18 protein-coding genes are annotated in these 25811 nt (G+C 33.8%); 5 read left to right on the forward strand and 13 right to left on the reverse strand.

Annotated features, from left to right (window positions below; genetic code table 11):
- Positions 1 to 54 precede the first annotated feature (54 nt).
- Positions 55 to 348: a F0F1 ATP synthase subunit delta/epsilon gene (locus ABD690_RS02360; protein ID WP_344726655.1), complete on the forward strand. Its 294-nt coding sequence runs from the start codon at positions 55 to 57 to the stop codon at positions 346 to 348.
- Positions 349 to 402: 54 nt separating this feature from the next.
- On the opposite strand, the gene ABD690_RS02365 is transcribed toward ABD690_RS02360, so the two are convergent.
- From ABD690_RS02365 to ABD690_RS02405, 9 genes are all read right to left on the reverse strand, one after another.
- On the reverse strand, positions 403 to 2214 hold the full coding sequence (locus ABD690_RS02365; protein ID WP_344726657.1) for a sodium:solute symporter family protein: 1812 nt from the start codon (positions 2212 to 2214) through the stop codon (positions 403 to 405).
- A 74-nt stretch (positions 2215 to 2288) separates the two neighbouring features.
- Positions 2289 to 2735, reverse strand: coding sequence for a LexA family protein (locus tag ABD690_RS02370; protein WP_344726659.1), 447 nt, complete (start codon positions 2733 to 2735; stop codon positions 2289 to 2291).
- Between the two features lie 65 nt (positions 2736 to 2800).
- Positions 2801 to 4585, reverse strand: coding sequence for a T9SS type A sorting domain-containing protein (locus ABD690_RS02375; RefSeq protein ID WP_344726661.1), 1785 nt, complete (start codon positions 4583 to 4585; stop codon positions 2801 to 2803).
- 60 nt (positions 4586 to 4645) lie between these two features.
- Positions 4646 to 5218 carry a hypothetical protein gene (locus ABD690_RS02380; RefSeq protein ID WP_344726663.1) on the reverse strand — a complete coding sequence of 191 codons (573 nt, stop codon included), beginning with the start codon at positions 5216 to 5218 and terminating at the stop codon, positions 4646 to 4648.
- A complete protein-coding gene (locus tag ABD690_RS02385; RefSeq protein ID WP_344726665.1) occupies positions 5215 to 5565 on the reverse strand; it encodes a hypothetical protein in 351 nt (116 codons plus the stop codon). The genes ABD690_RS02380 and ABD690_RS02385 overlap by 4 nt, the downstream gene beginning before the upstream one ends.
- 300 nt (positions 5566 to 5865) lie before the next feature.
- On the reverse strand, positions 5866 to 7122 hold the full coding sequence (locus tag ABD690_RS02390) for a Y-family DNA polymerase (RefSeq protein WP_344726667.1): 1257 nt from the start codon (positions 7120 to 7122) through the stop codon (positions 5866 to 5868).
- Between the two features lie 63 nt (positions 7123 to 7185).
- Complete coding sequence (locus ABD690_RS02395; RefSeq protein WP_344726669.1) at positions 7186 to 7392, reverse strand: helix-turn-helix domain-containing protein; 207 nt, start codon at positions 7390 to 7392, stop codon at positions 7186 to 7188.
- Positions 7393 to 7394: 2 nt separating this feature from the next.
- Positions 7395 to 7901, reverse strand: coding sequence for a DUF2975 domain-containing protein (locus ABD690_RS02400; RefSeq protein WP_344726671.1), 507 nt, complete (start codon positions 7899 to 7901; stop codon positions 7395 to 7397).
- A 57-nt stretch (positions 7902 to 7958) separates the two neighbouring features.
- Positions 7959 to 9452, reverse strand: a complete 1494-nt coding sequence (locus tag ABD690_RS02405; RefSeq protein ID WP_344726673.1) for an aminotransferase-like domain-containing protein — start codon at positions 9450 to 9452, stop codon at positions 7959 to 7961.
- Positions 9453 to 9530: 78 nt separating this feature from the next.
- On the opposite strand from ABD690_RS02405, the gene ABD690_RS02410 reads away from it, so the two are divergent.
- The 3 genes from ABD690_RS02410 to ABD690_RS02420 all read left to right on the forward strand — a co-directional run bounded on the left by ABD690_RS02410 (position 9531) and on the right by ABD690_RS02420 (position 14548).
- A complete protein-coding gene (locus tag ABD690_RS02410; protein WP_344726675.1) occupies positions 9531 to 11348 on the forward strand; it encodes a TonB-dependent receptor in 1818 nt (605 codons plus the stop codon).
- 58 nt (positions 11349 to 11406) lie between these two features.
- Positions 11407 to 12255 carry a cupin-like domain-containing protein gene (locus ABD690_RS02415; RefSeq protein ID WP_344726677.1) on the forward strand — a complete coding sequence of 283 codons (849 nt, stop codon included), beginning with the start codon at positions 11407 to 11409 and terminating at the stop codon, positions 12253 to 12255.
- A gap of 223 nt (positions 12256 to 12478) precedes the next feature.
- Complete coding sequence (locus ABD690_RS02420; protein WP_344726679.1) at positions 12479 to 14548, forward strand: T9SS type A sorting domain-containing protein; 2070 nt, start codon at positions 12479 to 12481, stop codon at positions 14546 to 14548.
- 58 nt (positions 14549 to 14606) lie between these two features.
- On the opposite strand, the gene ABD690_RS02425 is transcribed toward ABD690_RS02420, so the two are convergent.
- Positions 14607 to 15077 carry a regulatory protein RecX gene (locus ABD690_RS02425; protein ID WP_344726681.1) on the reverse strand — a complete coding sequence of 157 codons (471 nt, stop codon included), beginning with the start codon at positions 15075 to 15077 and terminating at the stop codon, positions 14607 to 14609.
- 116 nt (positions 15078 to 15193) lie between these two features.
- Here ABD690_RS02425 and ABD690_RS02430 point away from each other — a divergent pair, with 116 nt between their 5' ends.
- Entirely contained in the window at positions 15194 to 21049 is a 5856-nt protein-coding gene (locus tag ABD690_RS02430) for a choice-of-anchor D domain-containing protein (protein ID WP_344726683.1), read from the forward strand.
- A 64-nt stretch (positions 21050 to 21113) separates the two neighbouring features.
- Here the strand turns inward: ABD690_RS02430 and recO are convergent, their stop codons facing one another.
- From recO to gdhA, 3 genes are all read right to left on the reverse strand, one after another.
- Positions 21114 to 21836 carry a DNA repair protein RecO gene (gene recO, locus ABD690_RS02435; RefSeq protein ID WP_344726685.1) on the reverse strand — a complete coding sequence of 241 codons (723 nt, stop codon included), beginning with the start codon at positions 21834 to 21836 and terminating at the stop codon, positions 21114 to 21116.
- The gene (porZ, locus tag ABD690_RS02440) at positions 21836 to 24184 is read right to left on the reverse strand and encodes a type IX secretion system anionic LPS delivery protein PorZ (protein ID WP_344726687.1); all 2349 of its coding nucleotides are present in this window, start codon (positions 24182 to 24184) and stop codon (positions 21836 to 21838) included. The genes recO and porZ overlap by 1 nt, the downstream gene beginning before the upstream one ends.
- Positions 24185 to 24314: 130 nt before the next feature.
- Positions 24315 to 25658 (reverse strand): NADP-specific glutamate dehydrogenase, encoded by a 1344-nt coding sequence (gene gdhA / locus ABD690_RS02445; RefSeq protein WP_344726689.1) that lies wholly within the window; start codon positions 25656 to 25658, stop codon positions 24315 to 24317.
- Between the last annotated feature and the right edge of the window lie 153 nt (positions 25659 to 25811).

Consider the following 25811-nt stretch of genomic DNA (forward strand, 5'->3'; position numbering starts at 1 on the left):
AATGAGCTATTAGCTTAATAACAACTAATTGCTCAATACTCAATATTTAAAAATATGTATTTAGAAATTGTATCACCAGAAGCAACATTATTTAGTAGCGAAGTAGACTCTGTAGCTGTACCAGGTATAGACGGTGAGTTTCAAATGTTAAATAATCACGCACCTATTGTTGCTGCATTAGGTTCTGGGTCAATAAAAATTCATACGCATACTCAAAGCCATTTGGTTTTTGATGAACTACATGCAGAAGTTGTTCCTCATAATGATGATGATAAGATACTAACTGTAAAAATCAATTCAGGAACACTTGAAATGAAAGATAATAAAGTAATTATTTTAGCAGACTAATTTAAATACTTTACAACATTAAAAAAACCCTTACATTTTGTAAGGGTTTTTTATTTATAAAATATTTGCTTTTACTTTACTCCAAACACGTTTTAATAAAAATGCAGCAATTATTGCAAGCAAAGTAAGACCTATAGCCAAAGTATAGTCTGCATAAATCCAATATCCTACGGCGAATAAACAACTATAAATAAGCACACAACCTAATAGCATCGCAATGATTCCTGAAGGAACGCTCCAAGATTCAGATTGTGTAGTTATATCAGCGCCTTCTTTGTTTGCATCGGTAATAATTTTAGCCCATCCTGGACCACCTGGTTGCGTTTTCTGATAAAAACTTTGTAATACTAAAGTGTTTTCTGCTGGCGTCAGATATGTAACTACAACCCAAGCAATAGTTGTTATTGAAACAATAAAAGGGAATTTTGCCCAAGCAGGCAGTACGCCATCAAATCCAAATAAAACCTCTCCTAATGAGGTAAATGTTAATACCATAGAAACAACTCCTGATACTAACATTGCTGATATTTCACTCCAAGCATTGATACGCCACCAAAACCATCGTAGAATAAAAATTAAGCCTGTACCTGCTCCAAACATCAATATAATGTCAAAAAGCTGTAATGCATTTTGCAAAACTAAAGCCAATAAAGCACTTAAAACCATTAAAACGACTGTAGAAATACGTCCCACAGTAACTAATTCTTTTTCTGAAGCGTCTTTATGTATTTGTTGTTTATAAAAATCATTCACCACATAAGATGATCCCCAATTTAAGTGCGTAGAAATGGTAGACATATAAGCTGCTGCTAACGATGCTAACACAAGCCCTAATAAACCTGCAGGCAACTTTGTTAGCATAGCAGAATAAGCCAAATCATGTCCTAATTTACTCTCTGCTACATTAGGGAAAGCTTTATGAATACTAGCAATATCAGGAAATAAAACTAGAGATGCTAAAGCAACAATAATCCATGGCCAAGGACGTAATGCATAATGCATAATATTAAAAAAGAAGGTAGCACCAATAGCATGGTTTTCATCTTTTGCTGCCAACATACGTTGAGCAATATAGCCGCCTCCACCAGGCTCCGCTCCTGGATACCAAGAACTCCACCATTGAACTGCCAGAGGAATAATTAATAATGTGATTAATGCTTCTGTATTACTAAAATCAGGCAATAATGATAACTTATCAGTAACGTTTTCATGCGCCAATAACTTCTCTAAACCTCCAATTTCAGGCAACCCAACAAGGTAATAAGCAGCTCCAATAGCACCTGCCATAGCTGTAAAAAACAGTATAAAATCTGTGTAAACAACACCTTTAAAGCCACCAAGCGCACTAAAAACAACTGTTACCAAACCTGCGACAACTACTGTTTGCCAAGGCTCTAAACCTAGCATAATACCACCTATTTTTATGGCCGCTAAAGTAACGCCCGCCATTGCAAGAATATTAAAAATGATTCCTAGATAAACAGCTCTAAAACTTCTTAAAAATTTTGCTGGTTTACCTCCATAGCGAAGTTCGTAAAATTCAATATCGGTTGTGACATTAGACTTTCGCCATAATTTAGCATAGACAAATACTGTTAACAATCCGGTGAGTAAAAAAGCCCACCAAACCCAGTTTCCAGAAACACCATTGGTTCTGACTATATCTGTTACCAGATTGGGTGTATCTGTTGAAAAAGTGGTTGCAACCATAGAAAGTCCCAACAACCACCAAGGCATATTACGTCCTGACAAGAAATATTCAGAAGCACTTTTTCCTGACTTTTTAGAAACAAAAACACCCACAAAAAGGGTTATTGCAAAGAATGAAATGATAAGAATATAATCTATTGTAGATAATTGAATCATGAACAACTTTATTTTCAATAATAATCTACAAAATATGTATTAATCTTGATGTATAGCTCGCTTTTGAAAAAAAATTACACCTTTTTAATCACATTGGTTACAATGCCCCAAATTACAAACTCATTTTCTTCAGTGACTTTTATAGGCTGATAATTTGCATTTTCTGGTTGTAACCACACACCATCTTTTTCTACACGCAAGCGCTTTACGGTAAATTCGCCATCAAGAAAACAAACAGCTATTCTATTATGCTCTGGTTCTAAACTTCTATCAATAACTAACAAATCATTATCATCTAGGCCAGCATCTATCATGCTTTGTCCGCTTACGCGAGCGTAAAATGTAGCTAGCCTATTTTTAACCAACATATCGTCTAACGACAAACGCTCTTCTTTAAAATCGTCAGCAGGTGATGGAAATCCAGCCGAAATGCCTACATCAACAAAAAGAGCTCCTGATGATGTGTCTTCTGATATATCTGGTGTGAAGAATGTCAAGTTTTGTGTTTGCTTTACTAGCATAGTCAATTTTAAAACCAAGTTACTAATTTCTTTTTGGTTTTCAATCTAACTATTTATATTAATTACTATTCCTTTACGATTTTTTTATTGACTATTTTTCCTGTTTCTGTTTGAACATTTAATAAATAGTAGCCATTTGCGTAATTGACCATTGATAATTGAATCTCTTCTAAACCATGTATTTGTTTTTTTATAAGTAATTTTCCTGTAACATCATATAAGCAAATTTGCTTTAAAAGCACTTTTGAACGAATTGTGAGATTATTTTTTACGGGGTTTGGGTATATTATAAACTCTTCACTGTTCCATTCTTCGACGCTTAAATTTGCTGTTGAAAATTTAGCAATATAACCATTATATCTTTTTGACACACTCGCTGGAGATGTAATATAATCTGGTTGAAAGCTTTCAGGTGTTGTTGGTAAATCTGTACTTTTGGTATTGCCTATTAAATAGAAAAAATCATCACCTAAAACAGTTTTAATACCTGTTTCAGTTGCACTACCTCCATAGTAAGTGCCCCAAATAGGCACACCTTCTGGTGTTAGTTTAAGCATAAACGCATCGTCATTACCTCTATCCCCAATTGGGTTGTTAATAATGGTTTCTTGATAAGCACCAGATGTTGCCATATTGTCTAACACGGTATTGCCCTGTAAATAAACATCTCCACTATTATCTGTTTGTACAATACAGTTTTGAACTGCAAATAAGCTGCTAATATCAGGATTTAATTGCCCATAATAAGAGCCCCAAAGTTGCTCGCCATCATCATTAAATTTCATAATATAGGCATTGTTCCTATTTGGTTCTTTTGTGGGGTTGTAACCATTGGGCGTAGCAATATTTATATCTGTGGTGGTCACGCCTGCAATATATACCACGTCTTGGTAGGTGGCAATGGACTCGAACGAGACTAATTCATTGCCAGGACCACCAATATAGGTGCTCCACAACCGGTCACCATCAAACGAAAACTTGGTTAAATATTGGTCTTTGCCGGCATAATTTTGGGGTTGGAAACAATTGGGTGTCGCATAAAACGGGTTGCCGGCATTGTCTATAATAAAGCCAACTACGTAAATACCTGTATCACCTATTGCCAAACCGGTAATACCATCTCCAACATCGTGTTGCCCATAATAAGTGCTCCATATAATATTACCATCTAAATCCATTTTAGTTAAATAGCTTACTACATGAGGAGGGTCTTGCATTGGGATGGTGGGCTGGTAACTCCCTGCTGTAGCGATACCGTTGGCACTATATGTATGCCCTGACAAGTACAAAAAGCCCTCATAATATTGAATACGTACACCACTATCAGGAAATAAGCCTCCAATATATTTTGCCCAAATACGCTGGCCTTGATCATCAAACTTACTTACCAATACATGGTACCTATAGTATTCATCAAAACTTTCTGGAGCTTCGTTAAGCGTTCCCATATATTTAGAACCTGTAGAACCTATGGCGTAAATATTATCAATATTATCCACAGCAATGTCATTAAACCCTGTACCATAGTTTTGTGTTTCTGATGCATCTCCATAAAAAGTTGTCCAAAGCAACTCCCCTTGGGGTGAAAATTTAGATATCACACCTTCAGAGTTCCCACTACCACTATAATTAGGTTGAAATGTTTCACCTGTTACCATATGGTCATAATAACCTCCAAAATTAAGGGTTGTGCCAGAATTACTTGTCGCGATATATAAATTGTTTTGACTATCCAATTGTGTGCCGACCAATATTACTCCTTCTGGACCAAAATAGGTATTCCATTCAAGGGTTTGTCCATAAGCAAAAAAGTTAATGCCTATAAATACTATTAGTGTATTTTTTCTCATTTCGCTGTATGTTAAATAAGGCTAGGCTTATATAAGCCTAGCCTTTGGTAGTCAATCTAACTAAAATTCTGTAAATAAAATATAAGTCGTTATAATAATATTGGCTGGGTCTGAATTATCAGTTACCTCAAACCACTCCACATTAATGGTCACGTTATAGGGTGCACCCAAGGTTTCCTCGTCAAACGAAGCAAACTGGCTGTTACCTGGAAAACCAACATTACCATTTAAATAAGAGCCCAGACCATTATCCTGCAGTTCCTTTTTTATAAAATGCCATTTTTGTGTTGGTCCAAATACAGCTTGAGCCACAGTTGGTGGTGTTGTAATCCATGATGCTGTAGAAGATGTTTTTCTATCCCATGTACTTATGGCTGGTGTACTTGGTGCTGCAAATGCTACGCCATCTACACTTAAATTCACCTTTTCAAAGTTGCTGTAAGGGTTAATAACATAGGTGTTATCAGACTTAAGTATTGGGTAATCTCCCCAATCGCCACTTTCTTCTACCGTGTTTATTTGAAATTCTACTTCAAACTGTGTGTAGTTATACACATAAAGTGGCCTATGGGTTACTTGCGCAAATGCCACTACATTTACCAAAAACAAGGTTGCTATAAGTATCTTTTTCATGGCTGTTTTTTAATGGGTTGTAATTCTTGCAACTGCTTTAAATGTAAATCCAAAGCTTGTTTAATAATCGCTGCTTGATTGGTTTTTTGTTCTACCATTACACCTTGCTCCATAAGATACCCTGAAGCTTTTTTTGCAACTTCAGAATTTAAAGTTGCTGTGCTTAATTTTGACTGTTTAAGGTTTTTTTGCTCTTTTGAAATCCCTATAAAGGATGTTTCAAATTGCTTCATAGCTTCTGTTTTTTCAACAGCCCTTGTCTGTTGTTCCGTAATCTCGTCATTGTCTGAACAAGACCAAACTAGGCTTAACACCATAAGTGTTATTACTAATTTACTAATTTTCATTTTGTTTGTTTTGTTTTTAAATTATAAAAAACAAGCCGAAACTAAATAACAAAGCCGTTGCTATCTAGTAAGGTCACGCTAATTAATTTTAAGGGAGAAAAACTAGCGCTAGTAAAAAGATTAATCTTGGCGTATAAAACATTATATTGAATCGGCTTTTTCAACAACATATTCTAAACATTTTTAAAGTTATAAAAAAAAAAAAAAACTAATATCCTCTCGTTTTTTCATAAATTTTAGCCATTCATCGAAAAACCGCCAAAACCGTTACGGTTTTTCCGTAAATTAAATGCTTTTCTATCACCTAATGGTGATAATATCATTAATATTGGTCGTGTATTTTGGTGATAATCGCTCTTGGCGCATTTTCCAAGTGCGTTCTAAATCTTGATTTCCAAGCTTTATTTTATAATCTTTATATTTTGTGTTTAGCTTGTCTATAGTAGACATTAAGGGTTTATGTTTTGGGTTTTCATGTTCAAACAAATGTAATTGAAAATTATCATTTGGCACTAATCCCATTACAATAACGCCTGCGCGTTTGTATTTGATACCTTGTTTATACATACTTGCCACAGCTTTTACCGCCTCATTACTAATTACTAATGTGGAATCTGTAGGATACGCTAGGTTTATCATGCGTGTCTCTCTATGTTGTGGCAATTCTTTTTTATGCCTATCACTACTCAAAGTTACCATTATCATATAGCAACAAGATTCCTGCTTTCGCAATTTTTCAGCACAAGTGGCAGCAAAGGTAGAAACGCGTTCTTTGATGTAGTTTACATCGCTATAAGAAAAATCAAAACTACGTGTTGTAGCAATGGCTCGTTTATTTGTTACCGCTTCCAACAGTATACTTGGTGACCCTTCTAAATCATGTTTCAGTTTTAATTCTGTAACAGAGAAATTACTTCGTACCCATGCATCAGAAAGTTGTGTAAAGTCAAAAGCGGTATGACAGTTTTTAATTTTTAAACGTTTTGCTAACCTGCGACCAATTCCCCAAACATCTTCAATTTTTATCCACTTTAGGGCTTTTATGCGTTTTTCTTCAGAGTCTATAACATAAACACCTTTGGTATGTTCAGGAAATTTTCGTGCTATTTTATTGGCAACCTTACTTAATGCTTTTGTGGGCGCAATACCTACGCATGTAGGAATACCTGTCCATTTTAAAATACGACGACGTATTTGGTTTCCATAGTCGTTAATATCATAGTTTTCAAATCCTTTAAACTGTAAAAAAGCTTCATCAATGCTGTATACTTCAACATCGGGAGTAAATTGTTCAAGAATTTTCATAACACGATTACTCATATCGCCATACAAGGCATAATTGGATGAAAATATTTGAATTTGGTTTGCTTTGCAAAAAGATTCCCACTTAAAAATAGGTGCACCCATAGGCAGCCCGAGCGCCTTTGCCTCATCACTTCGTGCAATAACACAACCATCATTATTGCTTAATATAGCAACAGGTTTTCCTTGTAAATTGGGATTAAAAACCCGTTCACAAGAGGCATAAAAATTATTACAATCTACGAGTGCAAACATGACCCTAAAGATAGTTGAAATTGCTATTTACTAGAAGCCATATTTTAAAAATAATTCACAAAATTAATCCGGAACATATTCTAAAATATCAGCTGGTTGACAGTCTAAAGTTTTACAAATAGCGTCTAAAGTAGAAAACCTAATAGCACGTGCTTTTCCTGTTTTTAAAATAGATAAGTTAGCGGTTGTTATACCAATACTTTCAGCCAGTTCATTGCTTTTCATATTGTGCTTTTGCAAAATAATATCTAAATTTACTTTTATGGGCATAGCTATACGGTTAAATCATTTTCTTCCTTTATTTTTTTCGCATTAGAAAAAGCTTCGCTTAAAAACATCATAAATAGCCCAATGATTAGGAACACCATAAATGTAGAACTTATACCTATTAAAAATTCACTAAACAAAATCATGTTTACTACAAATTTTACAGCTAAAAACCCAAAAGCACAAATTATAAATAGCTTTCCTATTTTTTTTAAATTTTTTATGACATGAGTTGTAAAATAGGCGCCTTTAGACAACATGTCTACTGTTTTCTTTATTAATCGTATTGTAGAAAAGTAAACTCCAAAAACAGTGATTATTGAAACAAGAATAAAAAACTTCTCAAATACATTTAATACTCCTACATCAATAGATTCATCTAGAATTTCCATATCATACGTGTTGGTTGTAAAAAATGAAGCGATGACAATCACTACTCCAACAATAAAAGTTAATAGCATCAAATAATAATAAATATCAATGCACATCTTAAGCTGTCTAATTAATTTCATACGTTATTGTTTTTCGATAATAAATATACTTTTAAATTATTGAAAAACAATAAATAATTAAATGTTTAAATCATTAAAAGATTGTTTCAATTTTTTTACAACTGTTTCAATAGCAGCTTCATGTATATGCCCAAAGCCTAATCTAATAGCACAAACATGCTGATTTTGATAAAGTATTGTTTTAGGCAAAAACAGGTTATGTGTTTTCGCTTGTTCTGCTAATTTAATAAGTGATATATGCGATTTAAAACGCACCCAAACCGCCAAACCGCCTGATGGAATATCCCAATCCGCTAATTCATTAAAATACGTATCCAGACAAGCACATAAATAATCGCGCCTTTGTTTATAAACGGTAATATTCTTTTTTATTAAACGGTGTATTTCACCTTCTGAAATAAGTTCAGAAAGTATTTGTTTTTGAATTAAATCGCCTTTTTTATCAAGTAATTGTAGGTAATTTTTAGTCTCATTTACAATATTTTCTGGAGCCACTACAAACCCTACCTGAAAACTTGGAAAGAACGACTGACCTAAACGCCCTAAATAAATAACAACACCTTGTCCGTCAGCACTTGCCATAGGCAACATAGCTGAACCATCAAACTGAAAATCATAATCAAAATCGTCTTCTATAATTGCAAACTCGTAAGCTTTTGCTAATTGTAAAAGCTTTAAACGTCTTTCAGCTGAAAGTGTTACGGTAGTTGGATATTGCCTATGCGCGCAAACATATACACAACGAATACTATTTTTTGTGAAGTGCTTCTCAATAAAATCAACATCAATACCATTAGCATCAACAGGAACTATTTTAATATGAGCTCCAGCCTGCTGAAAAATCATATTTGATTTGTAATGGCTTAAATCTGCAACTAAAACAATATCATTTTTTTTAATAAGAAGCTGTGAAACAATGTACAAACTCATTTCCGTACTACGTGTACTCATGATATTTTGAGGCTGAATATGAAACCCTCGTGTCGCATTTAGATAATTACACAAATGCTTATTAAACATACTATAAGCTTGATCTTGTGGTAAATTCCATTTAGATATTAAGGATGTGCGTTTCATAGACGCACTATACCAACGTGAAAATTGATGTGTAGGATGCAAACGTAAATCAGGCTGCCCATCATTAATAACATAATCACTTTGTGTAAACTCTTCTGTAGAGGCTAAATTAAAAGACGATTGAAATGGGAAACCAGCGTTTTTAGGATATGTTTTTAAAGCTTCTAAACTTTGTGAAGTTCCTTTTATAATTGCTGTTTTTCGTTCTGGCATGAGCACATAGGTTCCTTTATTAGGAACTATTTCAACCCAACCTTGAGAAGCCAACTCATCATATACAGCTACAGCTGTGTTTCTATTGATAGTTAATAGCTCTCCAAATTTTCTAGTACCAGGTAATGCAGTACCTTCAGGTAAATACCCTCGCTGTATGGCATTTATAATTTGTTGCGCTATTTGAATATATATAGCTGTATTAGGTGATTTTTCAAATTGAACTAACGATTTCAATATATCATCAACCGGACTATTCATTGTTTTAAAACTGGACTATTTTGATAATCCGGAAAGTTACGAATTTTGCCGCGCTAAAAAACACGAATCTATTTTATTATGAGATTAATTACATTATCTATATTAATTACACTTTTTACATTTACTACACAAGGGCAAAAGCTACAACAACAGCAAGATTTAGACTCGGTAGTAATAACATCAACTAGAATTGAATTACCATTTAAAGAAAATTCTAGAACAATTTCTATAATAACAAGTGATGATATAAAAAAGAGTGCAACCAATAATATTGCAGATTTACTACAACAAGTTGCCGGTATTGATGTAAGACGTCGTGGTACTGATGGTAGCCAAGCCGATTTATACATTCGCGGCGGAAGTTTTGATCAAACCCTTTTACTTATTGATGGTATGAAACTTGAAGATGCTCAAACAGGGCATCATACACTAAACATGGCTTTACCTCTTGAAGTTATAGAGCGTATTGAAATAATAAAAGGGCCTGCTGCGCGTGTATTTGGACAAAATGCTTTTACAGGCGCCATAAATATTGTTACTAAAAACAGTATAGATGATAGCGTTTCAATTGGTATAGAAGCTGGTTCTTATGGTCAAAAAAATGCTGACATTACCGTAGGAAGTAATCAAGAAAACGCTTCTCATATTATACATGTGTCTCGAAACACATCAGAAGGTTATCGTTATAATACAGATTATGATAACCAAAGCTATTTTATAAAAAGTACGTTTAATAAAAATAAACTACCTATATCATTTATAGCAAACTATCAAGAACGCAATTTTGGAGCTAACGGATTTTATGCGTCACCAACAGCTAAAGATCAATATGAAGAAACACAAACAAGTTTAATCGGGTTATCAACTGAAATAAAAAAGGAAAAACTAACATTAAAACCACGTATTTACTGGCGAAGAAATCAAGATATGTACTTGTTTATTCGTGATAATCCACCTGCATATAGAAATCTACATCAAACCAACAAGATTGGGGCAGAAGTAAACGCGTCATATCGTTCAAAATTAGGGATTACAGGCTTTGGTGTAGATTTATCTCAAACCTTTATATCTAGTAATAATTTAGGTCAACATGATAGATTTATGACTAATGTATTTTTAGAACATCGTTTTTCTTTATTTAATGAATCATTATCTATTACGCCAGGTGTTGCTTTAAGTTATTTTACAGATTTTAAATTTCATGCATTTCCAGGTATAGATTTAGGATATAAAATAAATGATGTATTACAAGTATATGGAAACATTGGTTACACATATCGCATACCAACATATACAGATTTATATTACTCAAGCCCAACAGAATTAGGAAACGATAGTTTAGAACCAGAAGAAGCAGTATCAGAAGAACTAGGTATTAAGTTACACCTTAATAAGTTTCGCTTTACAGGAGCTTTTTTTAACAGAGATTCTAAAAAACTCATTGACTATGTTAAAAACACAGCCACAGACCCTTGGCAAGCAACAAATATAGCCAAGTTAAACACCATAGGATTTGAGGCTAACACAAGCTACAGTTTTATAGCGGATCGTTTTAATCAAAACATTCAATTAGGGTATACATTTCTAGAAGAAGACTTAAAAGATGTCGCTACCAATTTTTCTCGCTACTCGATAAACTCTTTAAAGCATCAATTTACAGCATCGTTTAAAAGTCAGTTTATTAAAAATTTATCTCAAACTATTGCATACAGATATGCCGAAAGAACAGCGGGCGAAAGCTATAACGTTTATGATGCAAGTATAAACTACACGTTCAAAGCTTTAAATTTTTCAATTATGGCAAATAACATTTTTAACGCAGATTATACAGAAACCAACCTTGTACCAGCAATAAAAGGCAATGTGCTATTTGGACTAAAATACAGCTTTAAATAACCGCAATATTATTTACAATTTCTTAACTTTGAAGCGTTAATTTTTCAAGGCTTTTATATTGCATCTTCAAGATATTCCTCGAGTAAAAACAATAACAAAAGAGGACTTCATTAAACACTATTACAAACCACAAAAACCTGTGGTAATAGAACGTTTTATTGAAGATTGGCCGGCATATTCTAAATGGCGACTAGATTATATAAAAGATGTTGCAGGAGATAAAATTGTACCACTTTATGATGACAGACCTGTAAATTATAAAGACGGTTTTAATGAACCTCATGCCAAAATGAGAATGTCTGAATATATTGACTTGCTTAAATCTGAACCAACAAAGTATCGTATTTTTCTTTGGAATGTATTAAAAGAAGTACCAAAACTTCAGCACGATTTTAAGTATCCTGATTTTGGACTAAAACTCATGAAAGGATTACCTATGCTGTTTTTCGGTGGAAAAAACTCGCATACCTTTATGCATTACGATATTGATTTAGCCAATATTTTCCATTTTCATTTTGAAGGTAAAAAGCAAATCATATTATTTGATCAAAAACAGAATAAGTATCTATACAAAATTCCTTTCTCATTAATTACACGAGAAGATATAGATTTTTCAAACCCTGATTACACCAAGTGGCCTGCATTAAAACACGCTAAAGGATACGAAACACAGTTAAACCACGGAGAAATTCTATACATGCCAGAAGGTTATTGGCATTATATGAAATACCTAACTCCAGGGTTCTCTATGAGCTTAAGGTCTGTTCCTAAAAAAATTACCAATTTAAGTCAAGCATTATATAACATCATTATTATGAGACATTTTGATAATGCTATGAGACGAATAAGAGGTCAAAAATGGATTGATTGGAAAAACAAAAAAGCTTTGATTGACACACAAGGTTAAAGTTTTACATGTTCCTTTTCTTACATTTTTAACAAAAAACATGTATTTCATCGAAAAAAAGCAACGTTTCTTTGATTTTCTTTCAAAAATAGAGTTATTAGTCACCCCAAATTAACCTAAACAACTCATCCTAATGAAAAACCTACTAAACTATTCCTTCCTGATATGCCTATGCCTAATTTTATCTGGGTTTAGTACAAAAAATGATCATTTTTCTAAAAAAATGACAAACGCACTTCCTATTTCTTTAACAGGCTTTAACTACGTATATCAAAACGGTCCTTCTTTAAACCAAACATTTGTGCTCCTTGACGAGAATGCGCTAGCACGTGAATACACCTTAATAACTTCATCAAATTTTGAAGTTTCACTAAATCCCCTATCTGGTTTCACAGACGAATTAACCATAGACGCCACAATTATTAGTGCTGGCAGTGTGACTATTTATGTGAGGCTGGCTGCTGGATTATCTATAGGTTTTTATAGCGATGTAATGACAATACTTGCTCCTGCTCACGGCGGATATCCATCTGTGCTTGAAAGCATAAGCTTATCAGGTGAATGTGTTAGAAAATCAACTGAATGGAACGGTAGCGTTTGGACCAATGGATCACCTGACGCAAATACAACAATAACCATTGCCGAAGATTATGATACGGCATTAAATGGCAGCATTAACGCTTGGGAGCTTAATGTAAACTCTGGAAAAACATGTACTGTAAGCGACAATACATTTATTAGTGTTCAAAAAAACATTAACATCAGCGGTAACTTAACTGTAACTTCAAAAGGCGCTGTTGTACAAATAGACAACTCGGCTACATTTGCTGTTGGCGAAGGCGGAACATCTGTAGTAATTAAAGAAACATCACAACTTACTAATTGGTATGATTACACCTATTGGAGTTCTCCTGTTAATGGTATTACAGCTGCTGAAGCTTTTCCTACATCGCAACAAAGCAGACGTTATTGGTATAATGCAGCAAATTTTTTAGATGTTTTAGAAGAATCAGAAAATGGAAACTCTTACGTTGCTGGGCATGATGATATAGACGATGACGGAAATGATTGGGCTGTTTTACACGACTCTGATGTGCTTACTCCTGGTGCTGGCTATGCAATAACATCTAGATCTACTGGTTTTACACCTGGTGATACATATAATTGCCAATTTGAAGGCCCTTTTAATACAGGTATTATAAATACACCAATACATTATAATGGTGACAATGGTGATAATGACTGGAATTTTATCGGAAATCCATACCCATCTGCTATAGACGCAGATGCCTTTCTAGCTGAAAATGCCTCTGTTATCGGTGGTGCTATTTATTTATGGTCTCACGCTTCGCCTCCAGCATCAGACAATAATGGTAATCAGGTATTAAACTTTAACACAGACGATTATGCTATCATAAATGCTGGTAGTGGTGAAATTGCCGGAGGAAAACCTGTTATTCCTAATAGAACCATACCTTCTGGACAAGGCTTCTTTGTTCAAGGCATAAGCAGTGGCAATGTTGTATTTAATAATAACATGCGTATTGCAGATAACACAAGCAACAGTCAGTTTTTCAGAAATCAAAATGATAATAAGCTTTGGGTGAATTTAACTTCTGATAACGGTGTTTTTAATCAAGCATTAATAGCGTATGTAAATGGTGCAACAAGCGCTGATGATGGTCCTTCGTATGACACTACAAGAAACTTATCATCTGATGTTGCTGCTATAATTTATACCACTATAGAAAATGATACCGATCGTAAATATGCTATTCAAGGAAAATCTCCTAGTAGCATAAACCAAAATGAAAGCATCTCTATTGGTTTTTATTCTGCCATAGAAGAAGCTACACTTTACACATTATCTATTGCACAATTTCAAGGTGAGTTTTTTAATAACAATGCAATATATTTAAGAGACAACTTACTTAATATAACCCATGATATAAAGAATGCCGACTACACGTTTACATCAGCGACAGGTGAATTTAACAACCGTTTTGAGATTGTTTTCAACAACAACACATTAAGTACATCACATGTATCAGCATTAGAAAACAGCTTAAGTATAATTCAACAAAACGACCAAGAAATAACATTTAAAACAAATAATAGTCACGCTTTATCGGCTGTTCAAATTTATTCAGTTAGCGGTAGCTTGGTTTATAACTTAAAAGCTAAAAATACTACAGAAACATACAAGCTACCTAATTTACAATCTGGAACGTATGTAGCAAAAATCACCCTAAATAATGGTACTGTTATCTCAAAAAAGATACTTACCAACTAAAAAATACCAGCCAAAACAAAAAGAAGCAACTTACATAACATAAGTTGCTTCTTGCTTTTTATACTAGTGTGTTTATTTTATCATACACCAAATGGCTTTCCCAACCGCGATATAATAAATAATCGGCAAGTTTTTTCTTTTTCTTCAAAGGATGACTCTCTCTAATAGATGCGGCTTTTTTTTCTGCTAAATCATGAAAAGTAGCTAAATAAGTGTCGTCAGAAAGTTCTTTAAGTGCTAAATTTATATTGTATGTGCTTATATCTCTAAACTTAAGCTCTCGTGTTAACCTAATGCGACCCCATTTTTTTATCCTAAACTTACCCAGAACAAAAGCTTTAGCAAATCGTGTTTCGTTTAAAAAATTATGCTCTATAAGATGACCAATAACCACATCACGAGCCTCTGGAATCATATGCATAGCTATTAATTTACTAACAACTTCTTTATGACAACGCTCCTGATAAGCACAAAAACTTTCTAGAGCTCGCTTGGCTTCTTCTACTGTATATGTCTTGTGTTTTTGCATCATGACAAAATTAATAACAATTTGTTAATAACCCATAAACATACAATACCCTGAAAATTAAGTTATTTGATATATATTTGTAAGCGTTTTTTTGTAAAAATAAAGAAATTTTCCCTATGAAAAAGAACTACATTATTTTGTTAATAGCATTTTTATGCCTTACTATTACTGGGTTTGGACAGACTTACAACCAAATTACATCTTTGGCAGAATTAACAGATGGTAATTATATTATTGCTGAAAGTAATGAGGGTTTTGCAATGAGTAATTCTCATAATGGAACTTATTTAGCAAGAACAGCTATTTCTCCAATTAGTGGAAGCATAACAAATCCGGATGCTACAATTATTTGGACAATAGAGACTAATGGGTCTGGGAAAACTATTTACAGTAATGATTCTTCAAGATATATTTCTTATACAGGTGATAGCAATAATGTTCAAATAGTGAATACTGTAACATCCAATAACCAACGGTGGAATATTACATATAGTGGTGGAAATTTCATTTTCTCAAATGTTGCTATAACAAATAGAGATTTACAATATAACTCATCAGCTCCTCGTTTTGCTTGTTATAGAGGGTCTCAAAGAGATTTAGTTTTGTACAAGCAAGATACTCCGTCTGGTCCAACCATCACAGCTACACCAACTACAATTACAGGTTTAGATTATGTAGTTAGCAATGGCCCATCAACACCACAAAGTTTTAATATAGAAGGTACATTGCTTACAGCAGGCATTGATATTACTGCACCTGCAAATTTCGAAATTGCTACATCTGCTGCAGGACCATACAATAACACGGTAAATATACCAGCTTTAGACGCTAATAACACAAATACTATATATGTGAGGCTAATAAGTGGTTTACCTATAGCAAGCTACTCTGGTACAATTACCATGACAAACCTAACAGCGGGTTTATCAGCTACACCTACTGTTGATGTTAGTGGAGATGTTACTGATGTTATATACTGCAACGCAGGCCCAACAAGTAATGCTGATTCTGAAATTGAAAATGTAACTTTAATTGGTGAATCATTAAGTATTACGAATAACACAACAGATGTATGTACTGGTGGTACCGGTGGTGTAATTAACGACTATACCGCAATGGTTGCAGATTTAAATGCCGGAGGTGCTTACGCATTAAGTATAGCGTTTGGAGATTGTAGCGAAGATTACATAGATTTTGATGGAGCAGGTGGAGTTTGGATAGACTGGAATAACGATGGTGATTTTGACGATATAAATGAGGAAGTAGCAACAGTTGATTTGATAGGTTTAGATTCTGGATCAAATCAAATAGAAAACATTACTATTAATGTCCCTGTTACACAAGCAATAGGAGATTACAGAATGCGAATTGTTCAAGAAGAAGGCTCAGATGCTAGCTCAATTTCACCTTGTGGTACTTTTCAATGGGGTTCTGTTGAAGATTATACCATTAGTGTTCTTGCTGGCTCTACAGATACAATGATAAATTTTGCATCTACAACCTATACCCAAAACGAAGACGGCACTTCTGTAGATTTATGTATTAATATTGCCAACCCTAGTGCCACGCCAACTACCGCACAAGTGGTATTAACTTCGGGCACAACACCTCACTTATCCTATACCACACAGAATATCACATTCCCTGCCAACAGCAGCGCCCAACAATGTGTTACAGTGCCTATTACCGATAATACCAACTGTAACGACAGTACCAGTTATACCTTTGAAATACAAAACGTTTCTGGTGGAGATAGTGCCGCAGTTGGTAATGCTAATGAAACAACCTTAAGTGTTACTGATAACGATGGTAGTAATGGCGTGTTTAAAACCCTTTCATTTGAAGGAAGTGACGATTTAGGATATACCGGAAATGGCTCTATTGAAAATGATTTTAATAAATATTTTGGAACAAACTCTTATAGACTTGCAACAAGCGACAATTTAACAACCGATAATGTTTCTTTAGTTGGAGCATCTAATGTAACGCTTTCAGTAGCTTTTGCCTCTGTTGGAGCTGATAGTGGTGAAGATTTATTTTTAGAAATATCTTACGACAACGGAACGACTTGGAATGGTTCAGGTTCTGTAAAACTTGTAGATGGCTACAGCAATGCTAATATTAATATGGGAAATACCAATGGGTTTAATCCAACTACTGTTGCTACAAACCCTTGGATAGTAAATATTCCTGATATAGAAACACAAATAAAGATAAGATTACGTACTGCTGGATTAGACAGTGGCGAATATTATTATGTTGATGATATTACGTTATCAGGCGACACTTGTACCACACCTACTCCTGAAATACAACTTGTAGACAATACAGCAACCAATCAAAACTGTGGGTATACCATAGATTTTGGAACACAATCTGTAGCCTCAAATACCGATTTAACATTTGATATAGAAAATGTAGGAAGTGCCGATTTGGATATTGCTTCATTAAACATTACAGGCGATTATACGGTTGTATCTCCTGCTGCTCCTTTTACCGTTACTAGTGGTAATTCGCAAACGGTAACCGTTAGGTTTACGCCGTCAACTACTGGAACACAAACAGGTGTGTTAACTATAAACAATAACGACAGTGATGAAGGTAGTTGTACCGTTAATTTAACTGGTGAAGGATTTACGCCTACTCCTGATATTAATGTGGAAGGAAATTTAGGTACCTTTCCTGATATTCCTGGAGATGCCTCAAATACGCCTGCTGGATTTAATAACACATTATTTGCTGCAACTACAATTGGTAACTCCCAAACCAAAAGTTTTAGAATCGTTAATGAAGGGACTTTAAACTTAACACTTTCTAGTATTACTTTAGGCGGATCTAATCCTGGGGATTTTACTATTACAGGAACAGCACCAGCAAATACTATAGCTCCAAATGGTATAGAAATTCTAGAAATTACATTTTCACCTTTAGCATCAGGAACTAGAACAGCTACAGTTATTATTAATAATAATGATGGTGATGAGAATCCTTTTATATTTAACATTCAAGGAACTGGAAACTGTAACACAGCAACTTATAACATATACCCTACAGAAGGACCTGCTGGAACAGTTGTAACAGTCACTGCTAGTAGTGGGTCAAATCCAGACGATACTACCGCGCTTTATGATGGAACTACAACAACAGTAACAAACATTTCTGCTACATCATTTGAAATTACTATTCCAGATAACGCGATAAGTGCAGACATTACATTTGATGATGTTACCGGTTGCTCAAGAAGCTTACCTTTTACCGTTTTAGACAACGATATTACTTCTTGTGAAGGTTCAGGAACACTTCCTTCAGATATTTTTATAAGTGAAATTACCGATAGTGATTCTTCAGTTAATGGACACTCTTATGTAGAACTATTTAATGGTACTGGAGCTAATATTGATATTTCTAGCTATTTTATAGAAATACATCAAAATGGCGGGTCAAGTCCTTCTGCATACATAAACATTCCAAATGGTACAATTTTAGCCAATAATAGCACGTATGTAATTTCATTTGGAACTGGCGCAACAGAAGTAGATCCAGTATCTCAAAATAATTATTTTAGTCCAAACACCATAGGTATTAATGATGAAGATCATTTAATATTAAATGATGGTTCAAATGATATAGATTTATGGGGAGATACTTCAGGAAGCCCTTTCACAGGTGGTTCAGGAACAGAATACAATGGCTCAACACCTAATGGTAGTAACTATACTTATAGAAGAAAAAACTCTGGAATCACAGCTCCTAGTATGACCTGGGACTCATCGGAATGGGATGCCTTAACAACAACCAATTATTCTGACATAGGAAATTACACTTTTTCAGTAGGTACACCTCCGACTATAACAGTAGAACCAACTTTGCCTGCTAGCAACTGTAATTTCACAGCCTCGATTAGTGTTACTGCAACAGAAGGTTATTCCGGAGGAAACCCTTTAGCATACCAATGGTATTATAGCGCTCCAGGAGATACAGGATGGACCATAATTACTAATGGTACAACTTACAGTGGTGCAAACAGTGATACTTTAAATATTTTAGATACCCTAAACTTAAACAACTACCAGTTTTACTGCCAAGTTAGAGAAAATTTAAGCACTTGTTATACTGCAAGCAATGCTGTAAAACTTAACACAGCACAAGCTATTTGGAATGGTACCAATTGGTCTTCATTACCTACATCAAGTAAAGTTGTTATTATTGATGGTGATTACAACACAAGTATTGGTACCAATAACGAAACTAGCTTTAGTGCTTGCCAATTAATTGTAAATGCTGGAAACAAATTAACTATTACTGCTGGTGAATACATTGAAGTAATAAACAATGTTGATGTGTATGGTGACGGCACAAATACTGACGGTATTCTTATTGAAGACAAAGGTAGCTTTATACAAAGAGGTAACGGCGCTGCAGCTGGAACATACACATTACATACTAATGCCATAACACAGGTTAATAAACGTACAGCACCACTAAACAACTGGTATGAATACACATATTGGAGCTCTCCAGTTGTAGGTGAAACCATAGGAAACGGCTTGCTTGAAGCGCATCCTACAAGGCGTTATTGGTATAACGGGCAAAATTATTTAGATGCTACAGCTGAAACAAACAACAATAATGGAACCGTTACTGGACAAGACGATATAGATGATGATGGTAACGACTGGCAAATTGCAAATAACGGAGATGTAATGCTGCCTGGAGTAGGTTATGCAGCCATGCATAATGAATTAGGTTTTGGAATACCTGGGGCTAATTATGAATATACATTTGAAGGCGCGTTAAACACTGGTGATTTTAGTGTTCCTGTTTATAGAAATGATTCAGAATTGAATGACAACAACTGGAATTTCATTGGTAATCCATACCCATCTGCAATAGATGCAGATGCTTTCCTATTAGCTAATACTATTGTTGATCAAAACGTATCAGAATCTTCAGGAATTATTGATGGCGCTATCTTTTTCTGGTCACAAAATACCGGATATAGCGATTCTAATAATGGTAATGAGGTTTTAAATTTTGCTCAAAGCGATTATGCTGTAATAAACGGTACAGGTCAAACAGCTGGTGGTGATGGTGTGATGCCTACGCGTTTTATCCCTTCTGGACAAGGGTTTTTCATCTCTTTATCAGATGCAGCAACAACTTCGGTAGTTTCTGGAACTGTTAGAACTGCTGATGTTGTTTTCCAAAACAGCATGCGTACAATAAATAACAACAATCAATTTTTTAGAACTACAAATGATCCAGATAAATTGTGGCTTAACTTAACATCAAACAATGGTGTATTTAATCAAACCTTAATTGGCTATGTGCCTGGTGCCACAAGTGATTATGACGGTATGTATTTTGATGCACCAAAAAATTTATCTACAGATTCTTACTCATCACTTTATTCTATAATAGGGCATGATACGATTACTTTACAAGATAAACTAGCTATTCAAGGTAAGTCTCCTGAAGATTTAAATATAAATGAAGTTATCCCATTAGGTTTTGTAACAAATATTAATGAAGCAACTATTTATACTATAAGTATTGAACAATTACAGGGAGAGTTCTTAACTGAAAACACAGTTTATTTAAAAGATAACACATTGAATGTCATACATAATTTATCAGAAAGCGCTTATAATTTCACCTCAAGTATTGGTGAATTTAATGATCGTTTTGAGATTGTATTTACTGATACCTTATTGTCTATTGATGAAAACACTATAAATGATAACGGACTAACTATTATTGATAATAATGGCGACACGACATTTAAAGTTAATGCCGCGTATCAAATTAAAAAGGTAACACTTATTGATATGCTTGGAAGAGAAGTTTTTTCTGCCACAGGAAACACAAATAACGAAACTTACAACTTGTCGCATTTAAGCCAAGCTAATTACATTGCTAAAGTACAGTTAGATAACGATTATGTAATTACAAAGAAAATGGTGAAGAAGTAAAATATATTTATAAAACCTAAAAAAACCAATACATTACTCCATGAGTTTGTATTGGTTTTTTGTTTTAGTTAAATACTTGTCCAAATATGTCTAACGACTTGGTTTTTTTAAAGCCACCGATATGTAACTCGTAATAAAGTAATAACATATTCAAAAATGACTGACGTTGTTCTGACTTTAATTTTATAGTACTAATAGTATCAAAAGTTGCTGCCAGTAAATGTTTTAAAACATCAACATTTTTGCCTGATATACTGTAGTTTCCAACTTCTAGACTTTCAAAGGTTCCTGTTTCTAAATTAAAAAAAGGTTTGCCATTCTGCTTTGGTAGCTCTGGATAGAAGCCTAAATATTTTGTGAGCTTTACTAAAAAAAGCAAATGAAAATTAGCGTATTCTTTTTCTGTGTCAAACCATAAAAGAGCCGTTTCTAGAAAACTATATAGTGCCTGATTATTTTCTTCTTCCTTTAAAGCTAAAGACAATATTTCAGCTACAAACATGGTTACTGCACTTTTAATAACATGAGAATGTAAAGACTGATAGACATTATTAATTTTTACATCTTTGATATAATGCAATGACTTATTTTTTCTGTAGTCTTCCTCAATTAACAATTGAGATAAAGCTTGAAAATAAGCTACTTTAGAAGTTCCTTTTTTACTTTTTAAAACACTTGGCAACAAATAGCTAACAACACCTCTATTTAGCGTGTAGCATTTTACAATTAAATCGTTGTCTCGGTATTTAATTTTTGATAAAACTATTGCTTGTGTAGAGCCTAACATTAGCGAACAACCATGACTTTTAAAACCTTGGTCTCAAAGGAATCTAAATCATAAAGCATTATTAAATAAACACCAGAAGCCACGACATTGTTTGACAAGTTTTTTCCGTTCCAAAACGCTGTTCCACCATCAATCTCTAAATTATAACCTTTATATCTTAAATTGACTTTAGACTGCGCTTCAGCAACCAAATTACCTTCTATATCTGTAATCTTGATATTGATGTTATCTGATATTCCTTTTATTTTTACTTTCTCTTGTGTGATATTGAAAGTAGGCCTTACCGGATTTGGATATACATAAGCCTCTTCAATACTTTCTTGAGTTTCAGATCCGCCTGCCTGAAAAGAAACAAGCCCATTATCTGTTGCAAAATAAACACGACCGTTAGAGCTATCTAAAGCAACATCAACAACATTATTTGATGGTAATGGAGAGTTTTCTTTAGTAAAATGATATAATGTTAATTGAGCATCTGCAGAAAAATAAAAAACCCCAGATCCTACTGTTGATATCCATTTGTTGTTTGAGCCATCAACCTCTATATCTGTAACAAATGTTCTAAATAATAATTCCTTTGGAACACCATCTTCTAAAATAATGATTTCTTGTACACTTGCATTATCATCAGTAAAGATACTTCCTGTATTATACAACACTCTTAATCCACCTGTTGTTCCTACCCAAACTTGATTTTGTCTGTCTACAGCTACACTAGTCACGTAATTAGAAGGCATGTTATTCTCTATATCTTTAATACTTGCAAGTTGTTGATTCCCTCCATTATTATTGAAAGCTATCAAACCGTAATTATAACCACCTATCCATTTCGTATTATTGTTATCAATGTCAATATCACTATATCCCCACTCACCTTCTAAAGGATCAGCGATTAAACTACTAAAATTGTAACTATTCCACTCTCCAGTTGAAGGGTCATAAGATTTTAAAGGCCTTTCTACCCTCGCTGTCATTGTCCATAAAACACCACTAGTATCAAAAATTGAAGCACTTGTACGTATTGAGACATAGTTTGGGGCTGCAGGAACAACTAAACTTTCTAAACCACTATTCTCTTGATTGTATAAAATAGTTGGTAAATCATCATTGACCTCCAATAAACCATCCTGAAAAGAACTAATAAAAACTTGATTGGTGTTAAAAGGGTTTATAGAAACTTCACTTAAGTTTCTTGCGGTAAGCACACTATCAAAAGGAACATTTACCCAACTTTCTTCGTTTAAATGACTAAATCCATATGACTTTAATGGTGATGGGTTGTATGTTAAACTATAATCCCCATAAACAACCCAAAGGTTATTAGGAGATGCTTCTATAGAAAAAGAAGTATTCATTAAAGGTCCATTAGGGTGTAACTCTTGAAATTCAGTTGGCGCATTTAACGACACATTTAAAACACCAAAGTCTTTCGTACCTATATATACATTTTCTGCAACTACTGTCGCTGATGTAAAATCTGTAATAAAAGGGTCACTTACCGTTATTTGAGAAATAAGGGTGAAATTTATATCGTAAATAAACACTTCACTACTAGTAGTTACTATCAAATAATCATTTACAGCTCTTACATCAACAGGACGATCATCATAACTTGTTAATGAATTAAAAACTCCATCAATTACTTCAAAAAAAACTCCATTTGACCTAGTTACAAAAAGATTATCTATTAAGGCCTCTATTGCTAAATAATTGCCTCCCCTTATTGTTTCCCATTCTTGATAATCAATTAAATCATTACTAGTTATTAAGGCTTTTTTAACACCATTAGCATCAAAACAGGATGCGTAAATAAAACCATTAAAAACAGTGGTTTGCGTCACTCTTATTTGAGATCCTCCATTACCTATAAAATAAGTGTCTCCAAATTCTAAACGGCTTAAATCATAAACAGAAATACCATAATCTGTTGCTATATATAAAAACTCTTGGTATTCATTAAAATGATTAATTATCTTGCTTCCTGGAGGAATTGTAGGTTTTTCTAAAATATCAATAACAGTCAACACATCATCATCATTATCAAATACGATATCCATCAACCCATTTTCATAACCAACAACCAATAACTCGTAAGCTTCGCTATAATGTATTTGAGATATTGCTTCTCCCGACAAACCATTAACGGTCGTTAAGGTTTCTATTTCTTGAGTTTCGGTATCATAAACAAAAATGGCATTTTCTGAAGCCGCATAAAGTTTATTTTGGTTTTGAGTAACATCTTTAATGTTTAAATATGAAAAATGCTCATCCCATAGAGCAGAATAATCTTGAGAAAAATTAACTAGTGGAATAAAAAAAATGAAAACAAGAATAAGTTTTTTAAACATATGACTTTTTTTATGCATTCAAATATATTTATAACTAACGACTTAAAACGTAAAATAATATAATTTTAAAACGAAAAAAGCTTCCTAATTATTTAGAAAGCTTTTTTTAAAGTTATTTTATAATAAAGAACTACACAACACCTTGTGCAAGCATAGCGTCAGCTACCTTAACAAAACCAGCAATGTTAGCTCCTTTTACATAATCTACATAACCATCTTCTTGTGTACCATAAGTAACACATGAATCATGGATGTCATCCATAATTTGGTTTAATTTAGCATCAACTTCTTCTCTTGTCCAGTTGTAACGCAATGAATTTTGACTCATCTCCAATCCTGAAGTTGCTACACCTCCTGCATTTGAAGCTTTACCTGGAGAGAATAAAATTCTAGCCTTGTGAAATACCTCAATCGCTTCTGGAGTTGTTGGCATATTAGCTCCTTCAGCTACTGCTATAACACCATTATCAACTAAAGCTTTTGCTTCTTGTTCATTTAATTCGTTTTGTGTTGCACATGGCATTGCTACATCACAGTTTACAGACCATGGTCTTTCTCCTTTATGAAATGTAGCTGATGGATATTTGTCTAAATACTCACTTATTCTACCACGCTTTACATTTTTTATATCTTGAATATGTGCTAATTTTTCAGCATCAATTCCGTCTTGGTCATAAATATAACCTGAAGAATCAGACATTGTTACAACTTTACCACCTAATTCAGTTGCTTTTTCGCATGCATATTGAGCAACATTTCCAGATCCAGAAATAACAATAGTTTTTCCGTTTAATGTATCATTTTTTGTTGCTAACATATTCTTTGCAAAATATACACAACCATATCCTGTTGCTTCAGGTCTTATTAGAGAACCTCCAAAAGAAATCCCTTTTCCTGTTAATACACCAGTAAATTCGTTTCTTAAACGCTTATACTGACCAAACATGTATCCTACTTCACGACCTCCAACACCTATATCTCCTGCAGGGACATCCGTATTTGGACCTATATGACGGAATAACTCGTTCATAAATGATTGACAAAAACGCATTACTTCATTATCGCTTTTCCCTTTTGGGTCAAAGTCACTTCCTCCTTTTCCACCACCCATTGGCAATGTTGTTAGTGAGTTTTTGAATACTTGCTCAAAACCTAAAAACTTAAGAATACTTAAGTTTACAGATGGATGAAAACGAAGTCCACCTTTATATGGTCCTATTGCTGAATTGAATTCAACTCTAAAACCTCTATTTACCTGGGTGTTTCCTTGATCATCAATCCAAGGCACTCTAAAAATAATAGTACGCTCAGGCTCTACCATTCTCTCAAGTAACATTTTATTTTGATACTTTGGGTTGTTCTCTATAAATGGAATTACTGTTTCAGCTACTTCATGAACAGCTTGTAAAAATTCTGGTTCATGACCATTTTTTTCTTTTACAATCTCTAAAAACGCTTCTATTTTTTGTTTCATTTTTTATTATTTTGAAGAAATCTTAATTTCTTAAACATTAATGCTGCAAATATACATTATCTTTAAAAAAGAAAATGGTTTTTTTTATAATTCGCAATTGCAAAATTTTTTTTTAAAATTCTATATTGATTCTATGTTATCTTTTTATATAAT

Source organism: Corallibacter vietnamensis (assembly GCF_039537875.1).
GTDB classification, from domain to species: Bacteria; Bacteroidota; Bacteroidia; order Flavobacteriales; family Flavobacteriaceae; genus Corallibacter; species Corallibacter vietnamensis.